This is a genomic window from Sphingosinicella sp. SM1-17, assembly GCF_056821765.1.
The window spans coordinates 2,322,630-2,347,358 of the sequence record NZ_JBPDIO010000001.1 but is presented as its reverse complement, the minus strand read 5'-3'; the positions used below and the strand labels follow the sequence as shown (position 1 = coordinate 2,347,358).

The window sequence follows — 24,729 nt, the reverse complement described above, 5'->3', positions numbered from 1 at the left end:
GTCCTAACGCGCCCGGGCCTCGAAGACAGAGACCTATGCTGCGCGTCTACACCTGCATCGTCCAAGAACATGATTTCCGGCTGGTTCTCATCGCCGGGATCATCTGCCTGCTGTCGGCGATTACGGCGCTGACGATCGTCGAGCGCGCCCGGACCGGCCGCGACCGCCGCCTCGCCTGGCTCGCCCTTGCCGCCTTCGTCTCCGGCACCGGCATCTGGTCCACCCACTTCATCGCCATGCTGGCTTATCAGCCCGATCTTCCGATCGGCTATGATGGCGGCCTGACTTTGCTGTCGGTCATGGCCGCCGTCCTCCTCACCGGGACGGGGTGGTGGGTCTCGCTTCGCCGGAGCCGATGGTCGCCGCTGATCGGCGGAGCGATCATCGGCTGCGGCATCGGAACGATGCACTATATCGGCATGTCGGCCGTGAAGCTGGCCGGCCGGATCGTCTGGGACCAGGATTATGTCCTGGCTTCGATCCTGATCGGGATCGCATTCAGCGCGGCGGCGCTCGCCGATCGCCGGCACCGGCAGGATCTCATTCAGTGGCGCGCCGCCCTGCTCCTCACGATCGCCATTTGCGGGCTTCACTTCACGGCAATGGCGGCCGCCTCCGTCTATCCGGATCCGCTGCTGGAGGTGCCGGCCGGAGCGATCGGAACCGACGCCCTGACCATCGCAGTCATCGCCATGGCGATAACAATCCTGTCGATAAGCTTCGCCATGGTCTTGTTCGACCGCAAGCTGATGCGGAATGCGGCCGACGAGGCTCAGCGGATCCGCGCCTTCGCGGACGCCGCCATCGAGGGTCTGGTCGTGGTCGACGGCGACCGCATCATCGACGCCAATCGCAGCTTCTTGAGGCTGGCCGGTTACGACCGACTCGGTTCGATGCCCGAAGACGTCCAGCAGCTCTTTCCCGGACTCGACCTTGCCGCGGTTGCCGAGGCCTCTGAAACTTCGGCAACCGAGTGCCGGCTGGCCTGCTCCGGCGGAAGGGCGTGCGAGGTCGAACTGCTGGTTCGCGCATTGAGCTGGCGCGGAGCGGAGCGACGGGTTCTCGCCGTTCGCGACATCAGCGAGCGGAAGGAAGCCGCCGCCCGGATCGCCCATCTCGCCTATAATGACGCTTTGACCGGCCTTCCCAACCGGGCCGTGTTCACGGAACGTCTCGCCCGCCAGGTGGAGCGGGCGTCGACCGCGGACGAGCCCCTCGCGGTGCTGTGCATCGACCTGGACGGCTTCAAGGCCGTCAACGACATTCACGGCCACCCGGCCGGCGACGAGCTTCTGATCGGAGTGGCCAACCGGCTGCGTTCGATCGTCTCAGGCGGCGAGCTGGTGGCTCGGCTCGGCGGCGACGAGTTCGCGCTAATCCAGCCAGGCGGCCAGCAGCCCGGCGATGCCGGACTGCTGTCGCAGCGGATAATCGAACTGCTTGAACAGCCGCTGCAAGTCGGCGGCCAGTCGGTCCGGATCAGCGCCAGCATCGGCGTTGCCGTCTTTCCAACCGATGCGGGCGATCCGGGCGAGCTGATCAAGAATGCCGACATGGCCCTGTATCGCGCCAAGGCGGAGGGGCGCGGCCAGAGCCGCTTCTACGAAGCCGCCATGGACGAGGCCCTTCGCCAGCGCCGGCAGCTCGAAGCGGACCTGAGGCTTGCGATCGGCAAGGGCGAGCTCAAGGTCCATTATCAGCCGCTCGCCGATCTCGAGACGGGCTCGATACTGGGCTTCGAAGCCCTGCTGCGATGGAACCATCCCCAACTCGGTCGAATCTGTCCCAACGTCTTCATCCGCCTCGCCGAGGAGAGCGGATTGATCATCAAGCTGGGCGAATGGGTGCTTCGGGAGGCGTGCCGCGAAGCCGCGAGCTGGAACCCGCCGCTGAAACTTTCGGTCAATCTGTCGCCGCTCCAGTTCATCCACGACGACCTGGTCGGATCGGTCGAACGCGTGCTCGCCGAAACCGGACTCGCACCCGATCGGCTCGACCTGGAAGTGACCGAAGGTTTGCTGATCAAGGATGCCGAAGGCGCGCTGGCGACCCTTCAGCGGCTCAAGGCGCTCGGAGTCCAGATTTCGATGGACGATTTCGGCACCGGCTATTCGTCTCTCTCCTATTTCCGGATGTTCCCCTTCGACAAGGTGAAGATCGATCAAAGCTTCGTTCAGGACATGATGGTCAATCCGCAATCGCGGGCGATCATCCGATCCGTCATCGGGCTCGGCCGCGGCCTCGGCGTGCCCGTGGTCGCGGAAGGCGTGGAAACGCCGGAACAGCTCGATGCCCTACGCTCGGAAGGCTGCGACCAGGTCCAGGGCTATCTGATCAGCCGTCCCAATCCGATCAGCCACTTCCAGGGCGTGGTGATGGACCGCGACTCCGCCGCCAAGGCCATAACTGTCCCACAAAGGCACCGCCGGGCCTGAGGCCCTTCCCGACCGCCCAGGACCAGAGTTAGGCCCTCGGCGAGGGGGGAAAGTGGCCGTGAACGGCTTCAGGATGGCAGCCATCACGATCGGTCTCTGGACCGTGCTGGGCGCGGCGGCACCGCCGGTCGCCTTCTTTCCGATCAATGCCGGCTTCGCGGCTGCAGCGGAGGAATATCGGGCGCTTTGGCAAAGCGAAGGTCCGAGGATCGTTGCGGCCCTCGAAGCGGCCACCGGAATCGCGTTTCCGGCAGCGCCGATCGAGGTGATCGTGTCGGAAGGCCCGCCGATGACGGCTTTCGACGGTCGTTCGATGCGTCTGAGGGCCAGCTACTCGCCAGCCTATAAACGGGCGACCCTGGTCCACGAAATGGGTCACCGGCTCGCTCTGACCCTGCCGCGGTCTCAAGATTCGGACGACCACCGCCTGCTTTATCTGTTCCTCTACGACGTCTGGACCGAGCTTTACGGCCGCGACTTTGCCGACCGGATGGTCCGGATCGAGCGCCGGATCGGCCCCGACTATGATTCGGCCTGGAGCTGGGCGCTCGCCATGAGCCGGCCGGAACGGCGCCGGAAGCTGGACGAACTTCGCCGGCCGCGACTGACCTATGACTGGGCCGAGCTGGCCCGTTAGAAAGCCTCTGCGGGCAACGCCATCAGGCTGTCGGCGCCGGCCTCGATCTTGCGGCGAAGAGCGTTGCTTTCCGGCATGATCCGCTCGGCGAAGAAGCGGGCGGTGGTGAGCTTGGCCTCGTGGAAGGCGGGGTCCTCGGTGCCGCCGGCGAGCGCCTCCTGGCTCGCTTTCGCCATTCGAAGCCACATCAGTCCAAGGCTGACGATGCCCGTCAGATGCATGTAGGCATAGGCCGCCGCTCCGGCATTGTTCGGATTGGTCATCGCGTTCTGCATCAACCAGAGCGTCGCCGTCTGGAGATCGTTGTTCGCCCGCTCGACGGCCGAGGCGATCGGCCCCAGCTGCTCGTCGCCCTTGGCGGCGCCGGCTTCCTCGCCGACGATCCGGAAGAAGGCCTGGATCGCCCGGCCGCCATTGGCCGGGAGCTTGCGGCCGACGAGGTCGAGCGCCTGGATGCCGTTGGTGCCTTCGTAGATCTGGGCGATGCGAGCGTCGCGGACGAACTGCTCCATGCCCCATTCGCGGATATAGCCGTGGCCGCCATAGATCTGCTGGGCGTTGACCGCGACCTCGAAGCCCTTGTCGGTGAGATAGCCCTTGATGACGGGCGTGAGCAGCCCCAGCAGATCGTTGGCGGCCTCGCGCTCCTCCTCAGTCTGCGCCTTGCGGCTGATGTCGACCTGGAGCGCCCCCCAAAGCACCAGCGCCCGCCCGGCCTCGTTATAGGCCCGGGCTTCCATCAGCATCCGGCGAACGTCGGGATGAACGATGATCGGATCGGCCTTGGCCCCTTCCTCCCGCTCGCCGGGTACGAGGGCGCGTCCCTGCCGCCGGTCGCGCGCATAAGCGACGGCGTTCTGGTAGGCGATCTCGCCCTGGGCCAGGCCCTGCAACCCGACGCCCAGCCGGGCCGCGTTCATCATGATGAACATCGCCGCCAGGCCCTTTTCCGGCTCGCCGACCAGATAGCCGGTGGCGCCGTCATAATTGAGAAGGCAGGTCGAATTGCCGTGAATGCCCATCTTCTCCTCGATCGAGCCGCAGACGACGCCGTTGCGCTCGCCCAGCGATCCGTCCTCGTTGACCAGGAACTTGGGGACGATGAACAGCGAAATGCCCTTCACATTGTCCGGAGCGCCGGTGATCTTGGCGAGGACGAGGTGAATGATGTTCTCGGCCAGATCGTGCTCGCCCGAGGAAATGAAGATCTTCGTTCCGGTGATCTTGTAGCTGCCGTCCGGCTGCGGCTCCGCCTTGGTCTTGAGGAGGCCGAGATCGGTGCCGCAATGCGGCTCCGTCAGGTTCATCGTTCCGGTCCAGCGCCCGGCGACCATGTTCGGAAGATAGAGGCGCTTCTGCTCCTCGGAGCCCTTGACGAGGATGGAGGCGATCGCGCCCTGGGTCAGGCCGTTATACATTTCGAACGCCTGGTTGGCCGAAAGCAGATATTCCGTCACCGCGGTCGAAAGCACCGAAGGCAGCCCCTGGCCGCCAAATTCCTCCGGCGCGGAAAGGGTCGTCCAGCCGCCCTCGCAGAACTGGCGATAGGCTTCCTTGAAGCCCTTGGGGGTGGTGACGCTGCCATCCTCGTGCCGGGTGCAGCCTTCCTCGTCTCCGGTCCGGTTGAGCGGGTGAAGCACTTCCGAAGCGAATCGGCCGCCTTCCGTGAGGATCGCCTCGATCAGGTCGGGAGTCGCATTCTCGAAACCCGGAAGGTTGGAATAGCGATCGATCCCAAGCACCTGTTCGAGCACATAGCGCGTGTCGCGGACGGGGGCGGTGTAGGTGGGCATCGGCTTCCTCTCAGGCTTGTTCGGCGGATGGGGATTCGGCGGTCTCGGCCGCCTCGACCATGGCGATGAAGCGCTCCAGCTCGTCGATGGTGGCGTCGATATCCAGCTTCTGCTTCTTCAGGAGATCGACCCGGCCGCGGCATTTCTCGATTGTCACCCGGCGCTGCTGGTGGCGCCCGTCGCCGACATCGTAGAGGTCGATCATCTCGCGGATCTCGGACAGCGAAAAGCCGACCCTCTTGCCGCGAAGGATCCAGGCCAGCCGGGCCCGGTCGCGCCAGCTATAGACTCGCGAAAGCCCCTGTCGCTGCGGGGAGATCAGGCCTTCATCCTCGTAGAAGCGAAGCGCTCGGGCCGTCACTCCGAACTCCTCGCACAGCTGGGTGATGGTATAGGTTCGGGCCTGGCGGTCCGACTGGCGGTAATCGGAATGGAGCGCCTGGGACATCGGCTCCTGCTAGGTTACGTTGACGTTAGCGTCAAGCAGCGCCCGCCTCTCGTCTGTCGCTTCGCGGGGATCAGGCCGAACGGCGCGCAGGCCCCTCGCCTGCTGACCTGTAACGGTGGCGGAACTTCCGGCGACGAGGCTCGTAGCGCCGACACGGAACCGGAGCGCGGATCGAGGACGGATGGCAGACGAGCCTTTCTTCGGGTTGAACCCCTATCATCTCGCGCTGACGGCCGTCGGCCTGGGGATCCTCGTCGCCTATTGGGTTCCGCGCTTCTTCTCCGGTCGGGAGCCCGCAGCCTCCGCCTTGCTGATCCTCGCGGGCGCCGTTTCCTTTGCCCTCATTCCCGGAATGCCGGCCGCCCTCGACCCGCGCGAAGCTCCGCGCATCTGGGAATTGACCAGCGAACTTGCCGTCATCATCGCCTTGTTCGGAACGGGTCTGCGGATCGACAATCTCACCGACTATCGACGCTGGCGCCCGACGGTGAGGCTGCTGGCCCTCGTCATGCCGCTGACGATCGCCGCGGTCGCCCTGCTCGGCTGGTCGCTTGCGGGGATGACCCTGGCGGGCGGGCTTCTGCTCGGGGCGGTGCTTGCGCCGACCGACCCGGTGCTCGCCGGCGACGTCCAGGTCGGCCCGCCGACCGAAGGAGGCGAGCATCCGGTCCGGTTCGCCCTCACCACCGAAGCCGGACTGAACGACGGCCTGGCCTTTCCCTTCGTCTATCTTGGCCTGATCATTGCCGCCCAGGGCTTCGTTCCGGGAGAATGGGGCCTGGAATGGCTGGGACGGGACGTGATCTATCGGATTGCCGTCGGCGCCGCTTCCGGGGCGGCGATCGGCTGGCTGCTCGGCAAGCTGCTGTTCGCGATTCCGCGGCGCAACGTCCTTGCGGAGACGGGTTCGGGAGTCCTGGCTCTGGCTGGCGTTCTCGTCTGCTACGGAGCGACCGAACTCCTGGAAGGCTATGGTTTCATTGCCGCCTTCGTGACAGGCCTCGTCCTTCGCCGGGCGGAAAGCGAGCATGCCTTTCACGGGCGCCTTCACGGTTTCAACGAAGCGATCGAACACGGCCTGACCGCCGTTCTGCTCATTCTTGTCGGCGCCGTTCTCCCGGTGCTCTGGCTGGAGCTGGATTGGGCGCACATCGTCCTGGCGCTCGCCCTGGTCCTGGTGATCAGGCCGCTGGCAGGATGGATCGGGCTGGCCGGGACCGACCTTCTTCCGCGCGAACGGTTCGTGGTCGCCGCTTATGGCGTGAGGGGGATCGGATCGATCTACTATCTCGGCTATGCGACCTCGCATCTCGAGTTCGTCAATGAAGGGCAGCTCTGGGCGACGATCGCCTTCACCATCCTCCTGTCCACCCTCGTCCACGGGCTCACCGCCGGTGCCGCGGTGGAAAGGGTGACGGAGGAAGAAGCGGAAGAAGGCGGGCGCCGGGCTCCGGGATAGCGGCCGCACAAGGCCGGCGACTTCCCTTTCAACCGCGCTGAAGGTCGGCCAGGAAACTCCGCACCCGTTCGGCATTCACTCCGACGTCGCTCACTCCCACCCGGCTGATCGAGCGCATGTCGACGATCGAACCATTGCCCTCGCTCACCCGGCGAACGCGAACCACGACATTGTCCTTGAACCGGAAGAAGCGGCTGGTGTCGACCGCCTCGACGATCCCGCGGTCACGATCGGTGGTGACGATCTGCCAGCCCCGCTCCTCGGCCAAGGCGCGCGCTCGATCGACCGTCTCGGCGACGCTCCAGGGAACGCGGATGGTGGCGATGTCGCCATAATGTTCGCGGTGAATAGCCCTCCAGCGTTCGCGCGGCGGCAGCGCCACGAGTTCCGGCCGGCCCATGTCGGGAATGTTGGCGAGATTGTCGGCGCGCACCGTCAGCCGGTAGAAGCGCGGCCAGTCCTCCAGATTGGTGGAAATGTCGTGGATCGGCGGAACGGTGCGGGCGATCCGGACCAGGTTGCCGAGATAAAGGACGAAGGCGCCGGCGACGAGGAGGGCGAGCAGGTTGACGATCATCAGCCGAGGCGCGAGCTGCCGGCCGGCGATCAGCCCGGCGAGAGCGAAGAGGATCCCACCGATCGCGAGGAAGAAGGCATAGCGAAGCACGGTAAAGGCGGGACGGAAATCCCAGGCCCCCTGCCCCGCTCCGATCGAGGCCACCAGGGCCGCCGCCACCGATCCGAAGCCGAGAATCGCCGCGAACCAGGTCAGCCGCTTCGACAGCCGCCTTTTCTTGAGGGCTTCCATCGTTCGCCTCCCGTGAAAGCCCTTTCGCTATGCGCTTCCGGAGAGCGCTGGGCAAGGGGGACTCCGGGTTGGCTCGGGCGCTACCCTTGACGAACCAGGAGCCCCGGATGCTGGACTGACCAGGGTCGATCGTGGACTCGCAAAATCGGAGGAAGCCGAAGTTTAGGATAATATAGGAAAAAATGGGCATTGTGATTCACGCGCACATCCATGCGTGGCAACAAGGGACGCTGAATTGAGCGCCTGTGATTCCGCAATGAGACGAATCTGAATGTTAACGACCGAAGATCAACTCCTGCTCCTCAGCGCACTTCCGGGCATGGCATACCGATGTTCCATCGAGCCACCGTGGAAGTTCGATTATGTGAGCCCCGGGGTACAGGAACTGTGCGGAGTCGAGCCTGCGGAGTTTCTCGGGGGACGGATCACCTGGGCAAGCATCGTTCACGCCGACGATCTCCCCGTCATTTCGTCTGAAGTCGAAGCCGCGGTTTCCGAAAACAGGCCTTTCACGCTTACCTACAGGATTCGTGATTCGAGGGCGGGTGAAAAGTGGGTGCTGGAAAAGGGGCAGGCGGCGCGCGCCCCCTCGGGAGAGGCCGTCGCTCTCGTCGGATTCGTCTCCGACGTCACCGCGCAGAAGCAGATGGAGCAAAGGATCCGCGAGAGCGAAGCGCATCACCGAGCAACCGTTGAGCTGAGCCCGCAGATCCCCTGGACCTCCGATCCGAGCGGCCGGATCCTTGAAGTCGGGCCTCGATGGCTGGAGATGCTGGGTCCGGAGCGGGCGAAGCGGCTTGGGAGCGGCTGGGAGAAGGCGCTTCATCCCGCCGATCGAGGTCGGGTGACAAGGGACTGGAATGCCTGCCTCGCCAGCGGCCGCAGCTTCGACGCGCGCTATCGCCTCCGCTTGAGTGACGGATCCTATCGATGGGTACGCTCTCGAGCATCGCCACGCCGCGATGCCGCAGGTCGCATCCTGAAATGGTATGGAACCATCGAGGACATCGAAGATCAGGTACAACTCGAACAGGAGCTTCGCCGCGCCGAAGAACGGTACGCGCTCGCCGCCCGGGCAACCGGCGACGTCATCTGGGACTGGAACCTCGATGATGGCTCCATCGATCGGGTTGCGGCCGAGGATGCGATGCTGGGTTACCCTAGCGACTTGTTCGTCGAGAGCAGCTCGGAATGGTGGCTCAAGTTGGTCCATCCGGAAGATCATGAGCGAGTCCGCACCGGAATTCAGCAGGTCATCGCGGGCAACGGACAAATCTGGTCCGACGAATATCGGCTGCGCAAGGCAGACGGAACTTATGCTCACATGTTCGACCGTGGCTATCTGGTCCCGACCGAGCCCGGTGCTGCCAGGCGAATGGTCGGCGCCATGCAGGACATCACGGAACGGAAGCGAGCGGAGGAAGCGCTTCGCCAACTGGAAACGCAACTGAGCGAAATTTCCCAGAGAACCGCCATGGCCACGGTCGCAACGACCATTGCCCATGAGCTCAACCAACCGCTCACCGCGACGGCAAATTGGATCGCGATCAGCCAGTACTATTTGGCCGAACGCGACGACTCCACGGGAGCGAATGTCAAGGACTTGTTGAGCAAGGCCGAGAGTCAGGTCATTCGCGCAGGCGAAATCATCCGCCGGATGCGGCACATCGTGTCGGAGGGACTGGCTCGTCGCGAACGCACCTCCTTGAAGGCCTTGACGGAAAACGTCCGGGCGCTCGTCGAGGCAAGCCAGATCTGCTCAAGCTATCAGCTGAACGTCGACATCGCCAAATCGGCGGATTGGATCGAGGCCGATCCGGTCCAGATCGAACAATTGCTGCTGAACCTTGTCCAGAATGCCTGCCGCGCAACGCCAGAAGGGACCAGGGCCGAAATCGCCATCTCCGCCGCGAGGGGGAGTGACGGGCAGGTCACGGTGCGGGTCAGGGACCGCGGCCGGGGCCTTCCCGAGGGGCAAGCGGCAGACCTCTTCTCCTGCTTTGGGCAATCGACCACCGGAGGGCTTGGCGTCGGCCTTTCCATTTGCCGAACGATCGTGGAAGCCCATGAAGGGAGGATCTGGGCCGCGAACAACGAGGATGGCGGAGCGTCGATCTGGTTTACGATTCCGGGTCACTAGATCCTGGCCAGGCCTGACGTCAGTCGCCTGACCTCAGCCTATTTCGGTGCCAAGCCTGGCGATCGATCGGCGAGCCGTGAAATCACACTGATCAGGCAGAGATTTGCGCCTTCAAACCGGCAGGATCCGACGGCAACCCGCCGCCTCCCCTCACCTCTCGACAAGGCTCCGGCACCTGCCTAGATACGGGGCCGAAGCGGGTGTAGCTCAATGGTAGAGCAGAAGCTTCCCAAGCTTACGACGAGGGTTCGATTCCCTTCACCCGCTCCAGCCTATTTTCCAGCTCCAGACGAACCCCTCGATTCCTTGATCGCGCTCCGCCCTATAGGGCTACGCGATGGTTCGATTCCCTTCACCCGCTCCAGCCTATTTTCCAGCTCCAGACGAACCCCTCGATTCCTGCAATCGCGCTTCGCCCTACAGGGCAACGCGATGGTTCGATTCCTTTCTCCCGCTCTTTCTCCAGCTCCTGACGAAACCTCGCTTCCTCGGTTCGCCCTCAGCGCGAATGGAGGATCATTTGGGTGCAGCGGAACAGGGCGATCGTCTTGCCGGAGGTCTCGTTGACGACCTCGGCATCCCAGACCTGGGTCGATCGCCCGCCATGGACGAGCCGGGCCGAGCAGGCGACCGTCTCCCCTTCTCGGGCGGTGCCGAGATAGTTGGCCTTGAGTTCGATCGTGGTGAAGCTCGCGGCGCCGTCGGGAAGCGAGGCGACGCAGCCATAGCCGCAGGCGGAATCCGCAAGCGCGACGATGGAGGCGGCGTGCAGATAGCCGTTCGGGGCCATGTGGCGGCGCGCAACGACGAAGCGCCCTACGGCACGCCCGCTGGTCACTTCATCCCACTCGAGCCGCATCTCGCCGGGAAGCATCCCCACCTGCCGTTCGATGAACGCGTTTGCCTTGTTCTCGTCCCCCATGCCCACTCCTCCGCTCATAAGCTGTTTCCGCGCGTGTAGCGCGCCCCGGTCGGCATCCCAACCTGGGGCTACTGCTCCTGCCGGGACTGATCTGCGACTGGGGTTCAGGGAAAGGCTTCACGCCGACCAAGGCTTCTGGCCCTCCCGATCAGTAGCGTTCAAGCAGCTGCTCGACCGTATCATCGGCGGTGCCCGCCTTGTCGCTGCGGTTGCCGACCTCCCGCTCCAGCGCGGCCTTGATCTCCTCGATCTGCTGGTCGGTGAGGTGCTCGATGCCGATGAACTGGGCCCGGGCCTTGTCCTGGGCGCGAAGCAGTTCGTCCCGTTTGGCCTGCATCGCCGCACCGTCACGATTCTGGCTGTTCTGAATCAGGAACACCATCAGGAAGGTGACGATCGTCGTTCCGGTATTGATCACCAGCTGCCACGTATCGGAGAAGCCGAAGACCGGCCCCGTGACGCCCCAGACCAGGACCAGGGCGATCGCGACGGCGAAGCTCGCCGGCTGACCGGCCAGCGCGGACACGCGGGCGGCGAACCAGGTGAAAGCGCGGTCCATCTCGGCTCCTGAGCCGCATAGCGCCCGCGCCCGGACATTGTTCCCGGTGCAGAACGAAGCCGAGATCAGGCCAGATCGGCGATCGCCTCCAGGACGATCCCGTCCCGGTCCGGCAGCGGCCGGGTGCGGAACTCGTCGCCCGCCTTGCGCGCCCGATCGGCGAGCGCTTCGTCGCGATAGAGTGAGGCCAGCGAGGCGCCGAAAGCCTCCGGCTTGATGGCATTGAGCGGGACATGGCCGCCGAGAGCAAGCCGGGTGACGGCAAGGCCGTTGAGCAGCTTTTCCAGATCATAATGGCAAACGACCTGGGGGAGGCCGGACGCAAGGCCCGACGAGACGAAGCCGTGGCCGCCATGGGAAAGGAGGAGGCGCGAGCGCTCGACGATCCGTCGAAACGGCAGCGGATCGGGCTCGACGGCGAAGCCCCGGCCGGCGAGCGCAGCCTTCAGTTGCGGCGAGGCGCGGGGCACATGGACCCTGACCGGGACGCCGGCCGCCGCCAGGCCGGCCCACAGCGGTGCTGCCTCGTCCAGCCGCTCGGGGCCGTAGACGAACACCTCCTCGCCGCCGCCGTCGGTGGCGGGCGCGTCGGCCGGCACCGGCCGGGCAAGCGGCGGGCCTCTGTCAGCCGCATAGGGATCGAGTTCGGCGAAACCTTCCACCGCGACCCGGTCGGCCAGGAACATCTCCGGCAGGCGCCGAAGCGGCGGCGAGCCCGCAGCCGCGAGGCCGGAATTGACGCTTTCCAGAGTCCGATCCTGGTCGGACGAGGGCGGATGATCGACCAGCGGCGCGAAGCGATCGAGCCCGGCAGGGGGATTGGTGAAGCCGATACCGACCGCCACCGTCGGCACCCGCCCGCGCGCGGCCATGAGCAGGAAGGGCGCGAATTCGGCCAGGACGAGGTCCGGACGAACCGCGTCGAGCAGTCCTCGCCAGGCCTGGATCATGGCCGAGACGATGCCCGGATCGTCCATTCCCAGGCGGACGAGGATGTCGCCCATTCCGGTTGGCGGCCCGTAGGACGGGCGGCGGGCGCTGGTCAGCAGGCGCGGCGTCACCGGCGCCTGCCAGACCGGATCGCCGGCGACCTCTTGCGGATAAAGGGCGTCGATCCGCTGCAGCGCAAAGCTGACTCGATGGCCGGCGTTCCGAAGGGTGCGCGCCAGCTCGGCAAGGCGGACGGCATGGCCGCGATTGGCGCCAAGCTCCCAGCCGAGCAGGACATGCGCCATCGGCCGCTAAATGCCTTCGGCGATGACTTCGCGCCCCGCCGAGCGGAGCCGATCGACCAGGTCGGCACGGCACGCCTCCAGCGCCCTTCCGTCCGTGCTGCGGATGACGAAATTGGCGCCGGCATTGCCTTCCCGGAACAAGGGATAGGAGCCGATCTGGCAACCGGGATGGGCGCGCTCGGTTTCCTGCAAGGTTTCGGCCACCTCGCTTTCCGGAACCCAGCAGCCGATCGTCCGGGACAGCATCGGCCGGCCGCCTTCGAGCCGGCCGGTCAGGGCTTCAATCATCAGTGCCGCGACCTGGGGAATTCCGGCGAGGATGAAGATATTGCCGATCCGGATTCCCGGCGCGCCGGACGCCCGATTTTCGATCAGCTCCGCGCCCTCCGGAACGCGCGCCATCCTGAGGCGTGCCTCGGTCGCTCCGCCGCGATCGGCATAATAAGCTTCGAGCGCAGCCCTCGCCTTGGGATGGACGATGACCGGAACCCCTAAGGCCCGGGCGATCGCGTCGACGGTGATGTCGTCATGGGTCGGGCCGATGCCGCCGGTCGTGAACAGATAATCGTGGGCCTGGCGAAGCGCGTTCACCGCTTCGGCGATGCGATCGATCTCGTCCGGAACGATCCGAACCTCGGCGAGGCGGATGCCCTGCAGGTTCAGCCAGGTGGCGATCGGCGAGACGTTGCGGTCCTGGGTCCGTCCCGAAAGGATTTCGTCGCCGATCACCAGCAGCGCCGCGGTCCAGATCCGATCGTCCATGACGCTGCTCTACCGGCTGGAAAGTTGCGCGTCATGGGTGCAAATCGCAGCCGGCCTCGCTATATCCTCTCGATGACCGATACCCGTCTTCTCGATCGCGACGATGCCGTCATCGGCCGTCACGGCGCCATCAAGCTTCACGGACCCGAAGGCTTCGCCGGAATGCGCGCCGCCGGGCGCGTGGCCGCCGAGATACTGGACGCGCTCGTGGCGCATGTCGTTCCCGGAGTGACCACCCAGGAACTGGACGACATCGTGTTCGCCGAAATGCGCGCCCGCAACGCCATTCCCGCAACGCTCGGCTATCGCGGCTATACGAAAAGCTGCTGCACCTCGATCAACCATGTCGTGTGCCACGGAATCCCTTCGGCCGACCGGGTCCTCAAGGAAGGCGACATCGTCAATATCGACGTCACCCCGATCGTCGACGGCTGGCACGGCGATTCGAGCCGGATGTATCTGGTCGGCGACGCACCGCTGAAGGCGCGGCGGCTGGTCGACGTCACTTATGAATGCCTGATGCTCGGGATCGAGCAGGCCAGGCCCGGCAACCGGCTCGGCGACATCGGCCACGCCATCCAGACCCATGCCGAAAAACAGCGCTACAGCGTGGTTCGCGATTTCTGCGGCCATGGACTCGGCCGAGTGTTCCACGACGCTCCGGAAGTGGTCCATGCCGGCCGCCCCGGCACCGGACCGGAGCTGAGGCCCGGAATGTTCTTCACGATCGAGCCGATGATCAATATCGGCAAGCCCGACTGCAAGGTGCTCGACGACGGCTGGACCGCCGTCACCCGCGACCGTTCGCTTTCCGCCCAGTTCGAACATTCGATCGGGATCACCGAGACGGGCTGCGAGATCTTCACCAAGAGCCCGCAAGGGCTGGACAAACCGCCTTACGCCTGAGGCGGCGGAAGCGTCGTCAGAAATTCAAAAGCGGGCGTCGCCCATCGGCAGCACCCGCCCTTCGCGCTGCATCGGCGGCTCGCCTGGCTCAGTCGGTCGAGCTGTCGCGGACCCGGCGATAGGGAACGAACTCGCCGAGAAAGACGATTCCGCTCATCATCCGCGAACCGGGATCGATCATCGTCACCGTGTCGACGCTGCACAGCCGGCTTCCGAACGGACGGACGACCATCGTGTCCCAGCTGTCGAGCGATTCGGCGCCGGAGCGGGGCCGGTTCACATAGATGGTGCTTCCGGCATCGTAGACGATCGCCGTGTCGTTGATGATCCGGCTGGAGCGGACCTGGTGAAGGCTGATGCAGTCGACCGGATCGCCGGCCACCCGGCCTTCGAGTTCGCGGGCAAGCTGCGCCTGCGGATCGCGGGGCGCGGCCTGAGCGGATCCGGTGGCGAGAAGCGCACCGCCAAGGATGAGGGGAAGGAGCTTGCGCATGGTTCGGCTTTCTACTGTCATGGCTCTACAGGAGCCATCCTGTCATTCTACACCTGAACGCGCGCTGAGCGAAGCGGTTCGCGTCGACCGGTTGTGCGACTCGGTCGGCAGCGCCTATGCGGCGGCTCAACAACGGAGGTTCGGGTGAAGAAGATCGAGGCGGTCATCAAGCCGTTCAAGCTCGACGAGGTGAAGGAAGCACTTCACGAAGTCGGCGTGTCGGGGATCACGGTCACCGAGGCGAAGGGCTTCGGTCGGCAGAAGGGCCATACCGAGCTCTATCGCGGCGCCGAATATGTCGTCGATTTCCTGCCGAAGGTGAAGCTGGAGGTGGTGGTCGATGACGGGCTGGCCGAGCGCGTGGTCGAAGCGATCGCCCAGGCCGCCCAGACCGGACGCATCGGCGACGGCAAGATCTTCGTCTACAGCGTCGAGGAAGCGGTCCGGATCCGAACCGGCGAACGGGGCTCAGACGCCATTTGACCGGCCCGCCTCCCGCTGCCATCGGCCCCGGACTGAAGTGCCGGGCCCGAAAGTCGCCTGCCGTTCGAAGCCTTCCCGAAGCGATCCGGGAGAACTGGGGGTTTCCGGAAGTTCGGCGGGCGGCCGTTCGGCCAGGCGGATGATGGAATTGCCACTCTAGTGGACGACAGTCTCAAGGCCTCCATGTCTCCGGAAGAGCTGCGCGCGGCGATGCGCACGCTCGGCTACCGAACGCAAAGCGACCTTGCCTCGGCGATCGGGGTCAGCCGTTCCACGGTGAGCCTCTGGCTGGAGGGCAAGGTGGGCGTTCCCCGCCCCGTCGCCATGCTCCTGCGAATGCTGATCGCTGCGCAGCGCCGCCCATACTGACCTTCCGCCCCGGCTGGCTGCAGGGACTCCCCGCCCCTGCGTGAAATATTCACCCCTGGCCTTTCGGCTCTGGACGGCGCGACGGGGCGTTGGGATCGTGGCACCGACGCCGCCTCCCGATTCTGTGGGGCGCGCGAATCGGCAGCACTCTGATCAAGGGCATTTCCAAGATGGCGAACGACGCGGGCAAGATCCTTCAGGACATCAAGGACGGCGAGATCGAATGGGTCGACCTTCGATTCACCGATCCCAAGGGCAAGTGGCAGCACCTCAGCATGTGTTCGAGCGCCGTCGACGAAGACCAGCTCAACGACGGATTCATGTTCGACGGCTCCTCCATCGCCGGCTGGAAGGCGATCAACGAAAGCGACATGATCCTGAAGCCGGATCTCGACGCCTTCTACATCGATCCGTTCAGCGCGACCCCGATGGCCATCCTGTTCTGCGACATCGTCGATCCCGGCACCGGCGAGCTTTATTCGCGCGACCCCCGCTCGACGGCGAAGCGGGCCGAAGCCTTTCTCAAGGCCACCGGAATCGGCGACACCATCTATGTCGGGCCCGAAGCCGAATTCTTCATGTTCGACGACGTCCGCTTCGAGGACGGCTATGCCTCCTCCTCCTTCACCATCGATGATGTCGAACTCCCGACCAATTCGGCGACCCGCTACGAGACCGGCAACCTGGCCCACCGTCCGCGCGCCAAGGGCGGCTATTTCCCGGTCGCTCCCGTCGACAGCGCCGTCGACGTGCGCGCCGAGATGGTCTCGACCATGCTCGAAATGGGGCTTCCGATGGACAAGCATCATCACGAGGTCGCCGCCGCCCAGCATGAGCTCGGACTGATGTTCGGCACCCTGACCGAAACCGCCGACCGGATGCAGATCTACAAATATGTCGTCCACCAGGTCGCGCATGCCTATGGCAAGACGGCCACCTTCATGCCCAAGCCGATCAAGTCGGACAACGGATCGGGCATGCACACCCACATGTCGATCTGGAAAGGCGGCAAGCCGCTTTTCGCCGGCAACGGCTATGCCGGCCTGTCGGAAACCGCGCTCTACTTCATCGGCGGGGTCATCAAGCATGCGCGGGCGCTCAACGCCTTCACCAACCCGACGACCAACAGCTACAAGAGGCTTGTCCCCGGCTTCGAGGCGCCGGTGCTGCTCGCTTATTCGAGCCGCAACCGCTCCGCTTCCTGCCGGATCCCCTATGGATCGGGCGAGAAGGCGAAACGGGTCGAGTTCCGTTTCCCCGACGCGCTAGCCAACCCCTATCTCGCTTATGCGGCGCTGCTGATGGCGGGTCTCGACGGAATCCAGAACCGGATCCACCCGGGCGATCCGATCGACAAGAATTTGTACGACCTTCCGCCCCAGGAGCTGGCCGAGGTCCCGACCGTCTGCGGATCGCTCCGCGAAGCGCTGCTTGCGCTTCATCACGATCGCGCCTTCCTGACCCGCGGCGACGTGTTCAGCGAGGACCAGATCGACGCCTATATGGAGCTGAAGTGGGAGGAAGTGCTGCGCTGGGAGACGACGCCCAGCCCGGTCGAATATGACATGTATTATTCCAGCTGATCCGGATCAGCGGCCGATCCGAAGCTCCTCCAGCTTCCGGATCGGCTGCACGGGGTGAATATCAGCCAGGAGCCGCTGTGCCTCGCGTGCGAAGCGGTCGCCGCCAACCTAGCCCGTCGCGCAGACCAGCGCCGTGCCGCTGTCCGTGCGCTCCAGCCCGATCGCCGGCACAAGGCCCATTTCCCCGCCGACATCGGCGAAATCGCCGATCGTCGGCAGGCGGAAGCCGTTGCGGACGAGCGTTTCGTGAACCCGCGCCGGCGGGTCAGCGAAACGGATCTCGAACGACGAGGCGTCGCTTTCCTCGAAGAAGCTTCGCCGCAGGCCGGTGACGGTCAGGTCGTGCCACCCGCCTCTCAGGTCGAGATCGGCGGTGACGGACCGGATGTCGGCATCGCCCTGGATCTCGCGGGTCCGCTCGAACGTCGGAACGAGCGCTCGATCGTGGCCCGGGACGCTGATCGGACCGCCGCGCCGGCTCTCCGAAGACTGCGGATCAATCCTCACCATCTGGTCGAGGATCGAAGCCAAAGCGGGGCTGGGGCGGCATTCGGCCAGGCTCGCAAGGCCGAGCGCCGTTCCAAGGTCGACAGGCTCGGTATCGGCCGGTGAAGGCACCGGAACGTCGGCCTGCTGCGCCGGCGGGCGGGAGATCGGCTCGGGATCGCCGGCCGCCTCCACCGGCGCTCGCGAACGCAGCACCAGAAAGCCGCCGGCGACGAGGACGACCAGCAGGCCCATGACAGCAAGGATCCGGCCAGCTTTCACCTTCTCTCCCCTCCCGGATCCAGCTTAGGCTTCTTCTACACTCCGAGCCACTGGAGTCCTCCCGGCATTTCGAGAGCCCGACAGCCGCTCGCGCAGCCTTCGCCGGCTTCAATAATCCCGAGACACGCGCAAGTTGACGCTTTCGCGGCCGATCGTCGAAATGCTGGACAGCAGGGAAAGCCATCGGGTGATCTGATATTCGACGATGGTCGCGGAATAGCCGCGGGCATCGGTGACCACTTCGACATAGACCCGCCGGCCGAAATATTTGCCGGCGGCGATCTGGGTGCCGATGCCCTGGGTGACGTCGGCGGGAAGGATCCGAAGCCGATCGAGCCCGATCGACTGGCGAACCACGTTGATCGGGTCGAGCCCGCCTCCCGGATCGTTGAGCGAAGCGATGGCGGCGGCGAGCTGCACCGCTTCCGGCGCCGAAAGATTGGTGATCGAGGTTCCGAACAGGATCCGGGAAAGAAGCTCGTCCTGCGGCAAAGCCGGCGTGCTGGTGAAGGCGATTTCCGGCCGCTGGCTGCGTCCGCTGACCCGGATCTGGGCGTTGAGGCCGCGAACCCGTGCCTCGGCGGCAATGTCGAGCTGCGGGTTGACCGGACTTTCGCCCTGGAACCGGATATTTCCCCGGATGAGGTCGAAGCGGCGACCGGCGAAATCATAGGTGCCGCGGATCAGCTCGGCCTCGCCGGTGATCCGGGGTTCGGTGACGGTGCCGGCGACCTCGAGGTCAGCGCTCCATTCGCTGTTCATTCCAAGGCCGGTGACCATCATCCGGTTGGGCGCGTCGACGTCGAGCGCGAGCCGCCACGGCGCCACCCGCCGGACGACCGGCCCGAGATCGTCGTCCGGCCGGTTCAGTTCGCGCACGTTCAGCCGCTCCACCTGGGCGTCCGCGGTCGTGCTTCCGAGCCGGAAACGGCCCTGGTTCAACCGAACCGCGCCCGCGATCGAGCCGCCCTGGCCGTCCGAACGGATGTCGAGATCGCCGGTCACCGCCGCCTGGATATCGTCGCGGTCGAGAAGCCGGGCATTTTCCGCGCGAACGTCGAAGTTCATTCCGACTCCGCGCGCCGCGGCGAAGTCGAGCATACCCGACCCCGACACGGTTCCGCCACCCGGAGTCGAGCCGCGGAATTGCTGGATCTGCAGTCGCGATCCGCCGAAGCGACCGACGGACTGCAGATTTTCGATCACCATTCCGGTGACGGCACTTTCAAGCCGCGCGCCCGCGGTCCGCACCGACCCGTTGATCACCGGATTTTCGAGAGTCCCGCCGAGATTGGCGCCGATCGCGGCCGGGCCGGACAGGTCGATCAGCTCGATACCCGTCAGCCGCCACAAAGTATCGGCCGAGCCGTTGTAGCGGATCTGCGCCGCCAGCGGAGCGCGAGCGAGCCGATCGAACAGGCTGCCCGAACCGCCGATCGGGGAGATCCTGGCCTGGGCCCGGCCGATCGTCCGCCCTTCGCTCACCGCCACCGCCCGGGCCGCGGCATTGACCCCGTCGAGACGGGCGTTGAGGCCGATATCCACCGGGCGCGAGGAGAGGACGAGACCGGCCCGGGTGAGGCCGCGAATCCGAAGATTGGCTTCGCCGGTCGGCGGAGCGCCCGGCGAGGGAGAGCGGTAGCGAAGAAGCCCCGAGGCGATCCCGCCCAGGCCCAGTTCCGGATAGCCGATGTCGAGGACGGTGAGCGGCATCGCTTCCAGTCGGGCGTCGATCTCGGTGCGCTCGCCGAACAGGCCCGCCAGGCTCGCATTGCCGCCGGCAAAGCGGAAGCGGGTGGAATCAAGCCTCCAGCCCTCCGCCGTCTGGGTCAGAACCGCCGGGGTCACCAGTTCGAGCGGGCGCCGGTCGAGGGTTCCGCTGCCCGTCACTCGGAACCGGCCGGGCGCGACATCGGCCAGAGCGTCGAAGGAGAAATCGCGCCCTCGCGATCCCGCGATCCTGAGACGCGCCTGTCCCGTCCCGCCGCGAAGGCTCGCCCGTGCGTCGAGGCTCGCAATCGACAGCGGGCCGCGGCTGACGCCCCGACCCTGGATCCGGCCTTCCACCGAATTGCCGGCGAGATCGAGAATGACGACTCCCTCGATCGTCCCGCGCCGCATCACGATCGGCGGCGGACCGGCGAAACGGGCCTCGTTGGCGGCAAGGCTGACGGCGATCCGCTGGTTGTCGCCGACCGGATCGAAGAGCAGGCGGCCGCTGAGCCCGCCGCCGTCCACGTCGAGCCGGCCGGTGAATCCGCCCGGATCGGAACGCAGGGCGCCGGTGGCTCGAGTGCCGGAGACGTTGAGCGCCGCCACCTGAATCAAGGCAGGCTGGCCGGAGGGAAGCAGGATCCCGCCGCTGCCGGTGAAGGGCCCGAGCATCGATCCGCCCTCCGCCCGCCAGGCGAAGCCGGTCGGATCCGGTTCGAGGTTCACAAGGACGTCGCGAAGCGCCAGCGCCTCGACGGGCCGATCCAGCCGAACCGCAAGCCTGGGGCGGTCCAGCCTTCCCTCGAGCGTCAGCCTGAACGGACCATATTCGCCGTGCCGGCCGGAGGCCTCGAAACTGTAGGTATCGTCGCGGCGCCTGAACCCTTGGGCGGTCAGCGCCAGGTCCGGCGAAGCGATGCGCAGGTTCGAGAAACGGATGACCCCGTCGGTTCCCCGGGTGAGCGCCGTTTCCAGACTCGGCAGACCACCGGCCACCCAGGCGAGGAAGCGATTGTCGAGCCTTCGCACCTGCGCACGGGCGTTGCCGGTGACTACGGTGCCGCGTCGACCCGGGCCCGGAACGGCGCGAAGCTGGCTTTGCACGTCGACGATCCCGAAGCCCGGGATCGGATAAGCCTGCATCGCCGGATTGGCGACGACGACATAGTCGCCGGTGCGAAGGTCCACCGCAAGACTGGCCAGGCCGCGAAGTCGACGCGAGTTCAAGGCCAGACGGTCGCCCTCGAGACGCCGGGCGGTGACGCTGAGTGCCCCTTCCAGGCGAAGATCGGCGAGGATGGCCGAAGCCGTCTCTCCCACGCCAGTAACGCGCCGGACCGTGGCGAGAACCGGAACCCGCACCGGAGCCGAGGTCAGCACGCCTCGGCCGGTGGCTCGAACCTCCTCGAAGCCGGTCCGATCGAAGGCGACGAACGGCGCCGTCAGCCGGTATAGGAAATCCACCCGTCCGAACCGGCCATCCAGCAGTCCCGTCATTCGGACCTGCCGACCGCTCATGTTGCGGAACAAGGCCGGCGGCCGAAGCAGCTCGGCCGCAATCCGGACATCGTCATACCGGCTTCGGCCGAGATCGATGCCGCCCTGGGCTTCCACTCTCAGGGCATCGGAGCGGAGCGAAACTCGGGCGTCGAGCCGCCGATCGGCGAAGGTGCCGGCACCGTTGAGGACGACCCGGTTGGCGGTGAGCCGTTGCAGCTTGCCCTGGAGAAAGGGCGAAGGCGCCGCCCATCCCCTCGCCTCGAACCGGCCGGAATTCATCGCCAGCCGAAGATCGGCGGTGCGTCGACCGGAAATGTCGAGCTGCCCAACTCCGCGCCACTGGCTCCAACTCCCTCGCCCGGCCAGGTCGAGCCGAAGCGGCCTGCGAGTTCCGAACAGGGCGCCGAACACGCCGTCCTCCGGAGCGCGGACCCGGACCTCGAGATCGAACCGGTCGCGGTCCGGCTCGGCATCGAGGCGAAGCCGCAACCGGTCGCCGCCGTCGCGGATCTGCGCTTCGAGTCCGATCAGCGCCCGGCCGCTTCGGATCTCCGCTTCTCCGCCGAGGCTTCCGACCCGCTCGCGGCCGGCAACCTGACGGCCGATCCGAAGCTGGTGAACGTCGAGCCGGCCGACATGCACGTCGTAGCGGGGGAGGACCGGCCCCGGTTCTTCCGGCTCGATCAGATCCGGGAGGCGATGGAGGATGACCAGATCCGAATCGAGCTCGTGGATCAGCAGCCGGTTGAACAGGAAGGAAAGCGGGCGCCAGTCCATGGCGATGGCGGGCGATTCCGCAAACAGACCTTCCGGATCATAGAGGCGAACATCCTTCAACTGGGTCCGACCCCAGATTGACCCTTCGATCCGACCGATCCGGATCCGGAGACCCGACGGCGGGGACATGGCGGCGATCCGGTCGACGATGAACCGATGTCCGGGGCTGGTATCGAGAAAGGCGACAAGAGCGCCGAACATCAGCATCAGCGCCAGAGCAAGGGAAACGAGAAGCTTGGCCAGTTGCGAGACCCAGCCGCGCCAGCTCCGGCGGGTGCGCTCCGGCTCGGCCAGCGCCTCCGCCGGCGCCCCGAGCGGATCGACGGCCGCTTCGTTCACCTAGAAGGCCTGGCCGAGCGAGACATAGACCGCGACCCGGGGATCGCCTCGCTGCGGATTGAGGGGAGTTGCGACGTCGACCCGGATCGGGCCGAAGCGGGTGTGGTAGCGAACACCGATCCCGGTCCCGAAGCGGAGATTGTCGAATCGAGGCCAGGGCGAGGTCGAGATGTTGCCGGCGTCGAGGAACGGCACGATTCCGAAGTCGCGCCACCGGATTCGCGCCTCGACGGCCAGCTCCGCCAGGCTTCGGCCACCGATCGGATCGTCGAAGACCGGGTCGCGCGGGCCGATCCGCTGGAAACCATAGCCGCGCACCGATCCGCCTCCGCCCGCATAGAAACGCCGCGAGGGCGCGATCCGGTCTCGGCTGGCGCCGAAGATCGTGCCGAGCCGGGCTCGGCCGGCCAGGGTCACCGAGTCGCCGAGCGGCTGATAGAAGCTGCCGTCAAGCTGCGCTCGCGCATAGAAGAAGCTTCCCGATTCGAGCGACGCCTCGGGCGAGAAGCGCGCCGACAGCCGGAAGCCCGAAGTCGGATCGAGCAGGTCATTCGACCCGTCATAGCCGAGAAAGACCGGAAGCGCTCCGATGAAGAAGGTCCGCCGCCGGGTCATGCCTGAATCGATGTCGACATCTTCTTCGTCGGTGGCGGTCAATTCGGCGCCCAGCGACCAGGTCCAGTCCTTCTGCCAGATGATGTTGGTCTGGCGCTCCAGGCCTGCCGCAAGCACGAAGGTGCGGGCGTCGAAGGCGGGACGATCGATATTCGCGGCGGCGATCTGAGCGGTCAGAACCTGATCGCGGCGAAGGAAATTGTTCCGGCGCAGGGTCGCCGAGGCAAGCTGTTCGCGGGTGCCCACCACGCCCCGGAACGTCACCGCGCCTTCCGGCGGCAACAGGTTGCGGTGCTGCCAGCTCGCTTCCAGACGGATGCCCTCGCCGGTGCCATAGCCCGCCTCGCCGGCAATGGTGCGCATCGGCGCCGGCTCAAGAGCGACGGCCAGGTCGACCAGGTCGCTTTCGGGCCGCTCCACAGGTCGGATCGAAACCGAAGAGATCAGGCCTGTTGCGACCAGGGCCTGGCGAAGGTCCTCGACGATCGGAGTGCGATAGGGATCGCCTTCGTCGAAGCGGGCGATCGTTTCGAGATGGCGGGCGCTGAAAAGTGGCCGGCCTTCGACGATGATCCGGCCGAATCGACGAGCCCCCTGCGGCTGGACCGGAAGAACGAGGGCGGCCGTCCGGCTTTCATGATCCACCGCAATGTCCAATTCCCCCAGCTCGGCAAAGGTATAGCCGCGACGGCCGAGCTCGGCCCTGAGCGCGGCCTGCGCCTCGTTCACCTTGGCCGCATTCACCGGGTCCTGCTCGGAAATGGCGAAGACCTCGCGAAGCGCGGCGGAATCCTCTGAGTCAGCCTGCTCGAGCCCCGGCAGGCTGATTTCGGCGAAGCGGTAGAGTGGCCCCGGCTGAGCCGTCAGGGTCACAAGATAGGCACCGTCCGAGCCGGGCTCGACCCGGGTGGTGACCAGCCCGTCATAATAGCCATGCGCCCGAAGCAGCTCCGCCAGAAGGTCCGCGTCGGCGCGGGCGCGGCGGTCGATCTGAGCCGCGTTGGCGGCGTCGCCGCGATATTCCTCGAGAGTCGAGAGCTCGCGAAAGCGAGCGAGCAGTGCCTCGGCTTCCTCCCCCTCCAGCCCCTCGATCCGATAGGCATAGCTGCGCGCGGCCGCGGCATCGGCCAGAGCGGGGTCCGGGAGATCGGGGATCTCGTCGCCGGGATCCTGTTCCATGTCCGGCCACTCGACGCCGAGCTCCGGCCACGGATCGAGCGGGGCGGACGGGTCGAGCGGCTGGTCCACTTCGTCCAGCGGCTCGGCCGGCTGCGCCTGCGCACCGGTGGAAAGGATCAGGGCAAGGGCAGCCAAGGAGGCCGCTGCACGCCGCCCCGCAACGACTTGCAACATGGCGCGAAACTAGCCGCGCACGATGTACGGCGCCAGAACGGATTCGCCTTTCTTCTCAGACGGTCGGAGTCAGTGGACCGTGCGTCCGGAGCCGTCCGAGCCGAGCAGCACGATCATCCGCTCGATCTGTCGCCAGCGGCAGAAATGAACCACGTTCCCGAGTTCGCGGCTGCGGTCGGCGCGCGCCGCCGCTTCGCTGGCCGCATGCGCTCCAAATCGGGTGATCAGCTCCGCCGCGTCGGTTGCCGCCGCGCGGTCGGGCAGGTGAACATGCTCGTACAAGGCTTTCCCCAGCCGCTCTATCGTTGACCCTGGCTCAATTAGCAGGGCGATCTTTCCATTTGCCCGACGGCATTGCTCAACGGGCCGTAAACCAAAGCGATTTCACGCTGGCGAAGCGCCACTGGGGCGGTATGAGGCAGTCATGGCTGAGCCCAATCCCAAGTCCGGCGGGGCGCTGCTTGCCGCGGCGATCCTGTTGGGAGTGATCGGCGGTTTGCTGGTCGGCGAGCCGAGCATCGGCTTCCTGGTCGGGCTTGGACTCGGGCTGGCCGCTCTCGGCGCCGTCTGGCTGAACGACCGCCGCCGCTAGACTGGACCGACGATTGCGGGCGACCGGCGCCCGCGGCCCC

The 24,729-nt window shown here is 66.0% G+C and carries 21 protein-coding genes and 1 tRNA gene; 10 read left to right on the top strand and 12 right to left on the bottom strand.

Annotation, left to right across the window (positions count from 1 at the left end; genetic code table 11):
• Positions 1-35: 35 nt before the first annotated feature.
• Positions 36-2,435, top strand: coding sequence for an EAL domain-containing protein (locus ACRYLT_RS11655; RefSeq protein WP_482664264.1), 2,400 nt, complete (start codon positions 36-38; stop codon positions 2,433-2,435).
• A 58-nt stretch (positions 2,436-2,493) separates the two neighbouring features.
• Positions 2,494-3,072: a hypothetical protein gene (locus tag ACRYLT_RS11650; protein ID WP_482664263.1), complete on the top strand. Its 579-nt coding sequence runs from the start codon at positions 2,494-2,496 to the stop codon at positions 3,070-3,072.
• Here the strand turns inward: ACRYLT_RS11650 and ACRYLT_RS11645 are convergent.
• Positions 3,069-4,865, bottom strand: a complete 1,797-nt coding sequence (locus ACRYLT_RS11645) for an acyl-CoA dehydrogenase C-terminal domain-containing protein (RefSeq protein ID WP_482664262.1) — start codon at positions 4,863-4,865, stop codon at positions 3,069-3,071. The genes ACRYLT_RS11650 and ACRYLT_RS11645 overlap by 4 nt on opposite strands.
• Positions 4,866-4,875: 10 nt before the next feature.
• Positions 4,876-5,313 (bottom strand): MerR family transcriptional regulator, encoded by a 438-nt coding sequence (locus tag ACRYLT_RS11640; protein ID WP_482664261.1) that lies wholly within the window; start codon positions 5,311-5,313, stop codon positions 4,876-4,878.
• Between the two features lie 181 nt (positions 5,314-5,494).
• Between ACRYLT_RS11640 and ACRYLT_RS11635 the strand changes: the two genes are divergently transcribed.
• Entirely contained in the window at positions 5,495-6,772 is a 1,278-nt protein-coding gene (locus ACRYLT_RS11635; protein ID WP_482664260.1) for a cation:proton antiporter, read from the top strand.
• 28 nt (positions 6,773-6,800) lie between these two features.
• Here ACRYLT_RS11635 and ACRYLT_RS11630 read toward each other — a convergent pair whose 3' ends face one another.
• Positions 6,801-7,580, bottom strand: coding sequence for a DUF1499 domain-containing protein (locus tag ACRYLT_RS11630; RefSeq protein ID WP_482664259.1), 780 nt, complete (start codon positions 7,578-7,580; stop codon positions 6,801-6,803).
• Positions 7,581-7,851: 271 nt separating this feature from the next.
• On the opposite strand from ACRYLT_RS11630, the gene ACRYLT_RS11625 reads away from it, so the two are divergent.
• Together ACRYLT_RS11625 and ACRYLT_RS11620 are read left to right on the top strand one after the other, a co-directional pair.
• On the top strand, positions 7,852-9,720 hold the full coding sequence (locus ACRYLT_RS11625) for a PAS domain-containing protein (protein ID WP_482664258.1): 1,869 nt from the start codon (positions 7,852-7,854) through the stop codon (positions 9,718-9,720).
• 196 nt (positions 9,721-9,916) lie between these two features.
• Positions 9,917-9,990: transfer RNA gene (locus ACRYLT_RS11620), tRNA-Gly, on the top strand.
• Positions 9,991-10,219: 229 nt separating this feature from the next.
• Here ACRYLT_RS11620 and ACRYLT_RS11615 read toward each other — a convergent pair.
• The 4 genes from ACRYLT_RS11615 to ACRYLT_RS11600 all read right to left on the bottom strand — a co-directional run bounded on the left by ACRYLT_RS11615 (position 10,220) and on the right by ACRYLT_RS11600 (position 13,198).
• Complete coding sequence (locus ACRYLT_RS11615; protein WP_482664257.1) at positions 10,220-10,642, bottom strand: PaaI family thioesterase; 423 nt, start codon at positions 10,640-10,642, stop codon at positions 10,220-10,222.
• A gap of 148 nt (positions 10,643-10,790) precedes the next feature.
• Positions 10,791-11,201 carry a low affinity iron permease family protein gene (locus tag ACRYLT_RS11610; protein WP_482664256.1) on the bottom strand — a complete coding sequence of 137 codons (411 nt, stop codon included), beginning with the start codon at positions 11,199-11,201 and terminating at the stop codon, positions 10,791-10,793.
• 65 nt (positions 11,202-11,266) lie between these two features.
• Positions 11,267-12,436, bottom strand: coding sequence for a glycosyltransferase (locus tag ACRYLT_RS11605; protein ID WP_482664255.1), 1,170 nt, complete (start codon positions 12,434-12,436; stop codon positions 11,267-11,269).
• A gap of 6 nt (positions 12,437-12,442) precedes the next feature.
• Positions 12,443-13,198, bottom strand: coding sequence for a competence/damage-inducible protein A (locus ACRYLT_RS11600; RefSeq protein WP_482664254.1), 756 nt, complete (start codon positions 13,196-13,198; stop codon positions 12,443-12,445).
• Positions 13,199-13,270: 72 nt separating this feature from the next.
• Here ACRYLT_RS11600 and map point away from each other — a divergent pair, with 72 nt between their 5' ends.
• Positions 13,271-14,104, top strand: coding sequence for a type I methionyl aminopeptidase (gene map, locus ACRYLT_RS11595; RefSeq protein WP_482665435.1), 834 nt, complete (start codon positions 13,271-13,273; stop codon positions 14,102-14,104).
• A gap of 88 nt (positions 14,105-14,192) precedes the next feature.
• Here map and ACRYLT_RS11590 read toward each other — a convergent pair whose 3' ends face one another.
• On the bottom strand, positions 14,193-14,597 hold the full coding sequence (locus ACRYLT_RS11590) for a hypothetical protein (protein ID WP_482664253.1): 405 nt from the start codon (positions 14,595-14,597) through the stop codon (positions 14,193-14,195).
• Positions 14,598-14,741: 144 nt separating this feature from the next.
• On the opposite strand from ACRYLT_RS11590, the gene ACRYLT_RS11585 reads away from it, so the two are divergent.
• From ACRYLT_RS11585 to glnA, 3 genes are all read left to right on the top strand, one after another.
• Complete coding sequence (locus ACRYLT_RS11585; RefSeq protein ID WP_482664252.1) at positions 14,742-15,080, top strand: P-II family nitrogen regulator; 339 nt, start codon at positions 14,742-14,744, stop codon at positions 15,078-15,080.
• Between the two features lie 159 nt (positions 15,081-15,239).
• Positions 15,240-15,449: a helix-turn-helix domain-containing protein gene (locus ACRYLT_RS11580; RefSeq protein ID WP_482664251.1), complete on the top strand. Its 210-nt coding sequence runs from the start codon at positions 15,240-15,242 to the stop codon at positions 15,447-15,449.
• A 170-nt stretch (positions 15,450-15,619) separates the two neighbouring features.
• Entirely contained in the window at positions 15,620-17,032 is a 1,413-nt protein-coding gene (gene glnA / locus ACRYLT_RS11575) for a type I glutamate--ammonia ligase (RefSeq protein WP_482664250.1), read from the top strand.
• Between the two features lie 108 nt (positions 17,033-17,140).
• On the opposite strand, the gene ACRYLT_RS11570 is transcribed toward glnA, so the two are convergent.
• From ACRYLT_RS11570 to ACRYLT_RS11555, 4 genes are all read right to left on the bottom strand, one after another.
• The gene (locus ACRYLT_RS11570; RefSeq protein WP_482664249.1) at positions 17,141-17,800 is read right to left on the bottom strand and encodes a hypothetical protein; all 660 of its coding nucleotides are present in this window, start codon (positions 17,798-17,800) and stop codon (positions 17,141-17,143) included.
• A 108-nt stretch (positions 17,801-17,908) separates the two neighbouring features.
• Positions 17,909-22,129, bottom strand: coding sequence for a translocation/assembly module TamB domain-containing protein (locus ACRYLT_RS11565; RefSeq protein ID WP_482664248.1), 4,221 nt, complete (start codon positions 22,127-22,129; stop codon positions 17,909-17,911).
• Entirely contained in the window at positions 22,130-24,058 is a 1,929-nt protein-coding gene (locus tag ACRYLT_RS11560) for an autotransporter assembly complex protein TamA (RefSeq protein ID WP_482664247.1), read from the bottom strand.
• A gap of 108 nt (positions 24,059-24,166) precedes the next feature.
• Positions 24,167-24,379 carry a hypothetical protein gene (locus tag ACRYLT_RS11555; RefSeq protein WP_482664246.1) on the bottom strand — a complete coding sequence of 71 codons (213 nt, stop codon included), beginning with the start codon at positions 24,377-24,379 and terminating at the stop codon, positions 24,167-24,169.
• Between the two features lie 142 nt (positions 24,380-24,521).
• Between ACRYLT_RS11555 and ACRYLT_RS11550 the strand changes: the two genes are divergently transcribed.
• Complete coding sequence (locus ACRYLT_RS11550) at positions 24,522-24,689, top strand: hypothetical protein (RefSeq protein WP_482664245.1); 168 nt, start codon at positions 24,522-24,524, stop codon at positions 24,687-24,689.
• The last annotated feature ends 40 nt before the right edge of the window (positions 24,690-24,729 follow it).

What these genes read in the sequence shown, in the direction of transcription:
- ACRYLT_RS11605 (WP_482664255.1), bottom strand. Translation starts at nt 12,436, where the DNA reads ATGGCGCATGTCCTGCTCGGCTGGGAGCTTGGCGCCAATCGCGGCCAT.
- ACRYLT_RS11550 (WP_482664245.1), top strand. Translation starts at nt 24,522, where the DNA reads ATGGCTGAGCCCAATCCCAAGTCCGGCGGGGCGCTGCTTGCCGCGGCG.
- map (WP_482665435.1), top strand. Translation starts at nt 13,271, where the DNA reads ATGACCGATACCCGTCTTCTCGATCGCGACGATGCCGTCATCGGCCGT.
- ACRYLT_RS11645 (WP_482664262.1), bottom strand. Translation starts at nt 4,865, where the DNA reads ATGCCCACCTACACCGCCCCCGTCCGCGACACGCGCTATGTGCTCGAA.
- glnA (WP_482664250.1), top strand. Translation starts at nt 15,620, where the DNA reads ATGGCGAACGACGCGGGCAAGATCCTTCAGGACATCAAGGACGGCGAG.
- ACRYLT_RS11630 (WP_482664259.1), bottom strand. Translation starts at nt 7,580, where the DNA reads ATGGAAGCCCTCAAGAAAAGGCGGCTGTCGAAGCGGCTGACCTGGTTC.
- ACRYLT_RS11615 (WP_482664257.1), bottom strand. Translation starts at nt 10,642, where the DNA reads ATGGGGGACGAGAACAAGGCAAACGCGTTCATCGAACGGCAGGTGGGG.
- ACRYLT_RS11655 (WP_482664264.1), top strand. Translation starts at nt 36, where the DNA reads ATGCTGCGCGTCTACACCTGCATCGTCCAAGAACATGATTTCCGGCTG.
- ACRYLT_RS11625 (WP_482664258.1), top strand. Translation starts at nt 7,852, where the DNA reads ATGTTAACGACCGAAGATCAACTCCTGCTCCTCAGCGCACTTCCGGGC.
- ACRYLT_RS11640 (WP_482664261.1), bottom strand. Translation starts at nt 5,313, where the DNA reads ATGTCCCAGGCGCTCCATTCCGATTACCGCCAGTCGGACCGCCAGGCC.
- ACRYLT_RS11635 (WP_482664260.1), top strand. Translation starts at nt 5,495, where the DNA reads ATGGCAGACGAGCCTTTCTTCGGGTTGAACCCCTATCATCTCGCGCTG.
- ACRYLT_RS11600 (WP_482664254.1), bottom strand. Translation starts at nt 13,198, where the DNA reads ATGGACGATCGGATCTGGACCGCGGCGCTGCTGGTGATCGGCGACGAA.
- ACRYLT_RS11590 (WP_482664253.1), bottom strand. Translation starts at nt 14,597, where the DNA reads ATGCGCAAGCTCCTTCCCCTCATCCTTGGCGGTGCGCTTCTCGCCACC.
- ACRYLT_RS11610 (WP_482664256.1), bottom strand. Translation starts at nt 11,201, where the DNA reads ATGGACCGCGCTTTCACCTGGTTCGCCGCCCGCGTGTCCGCGCTGGCC.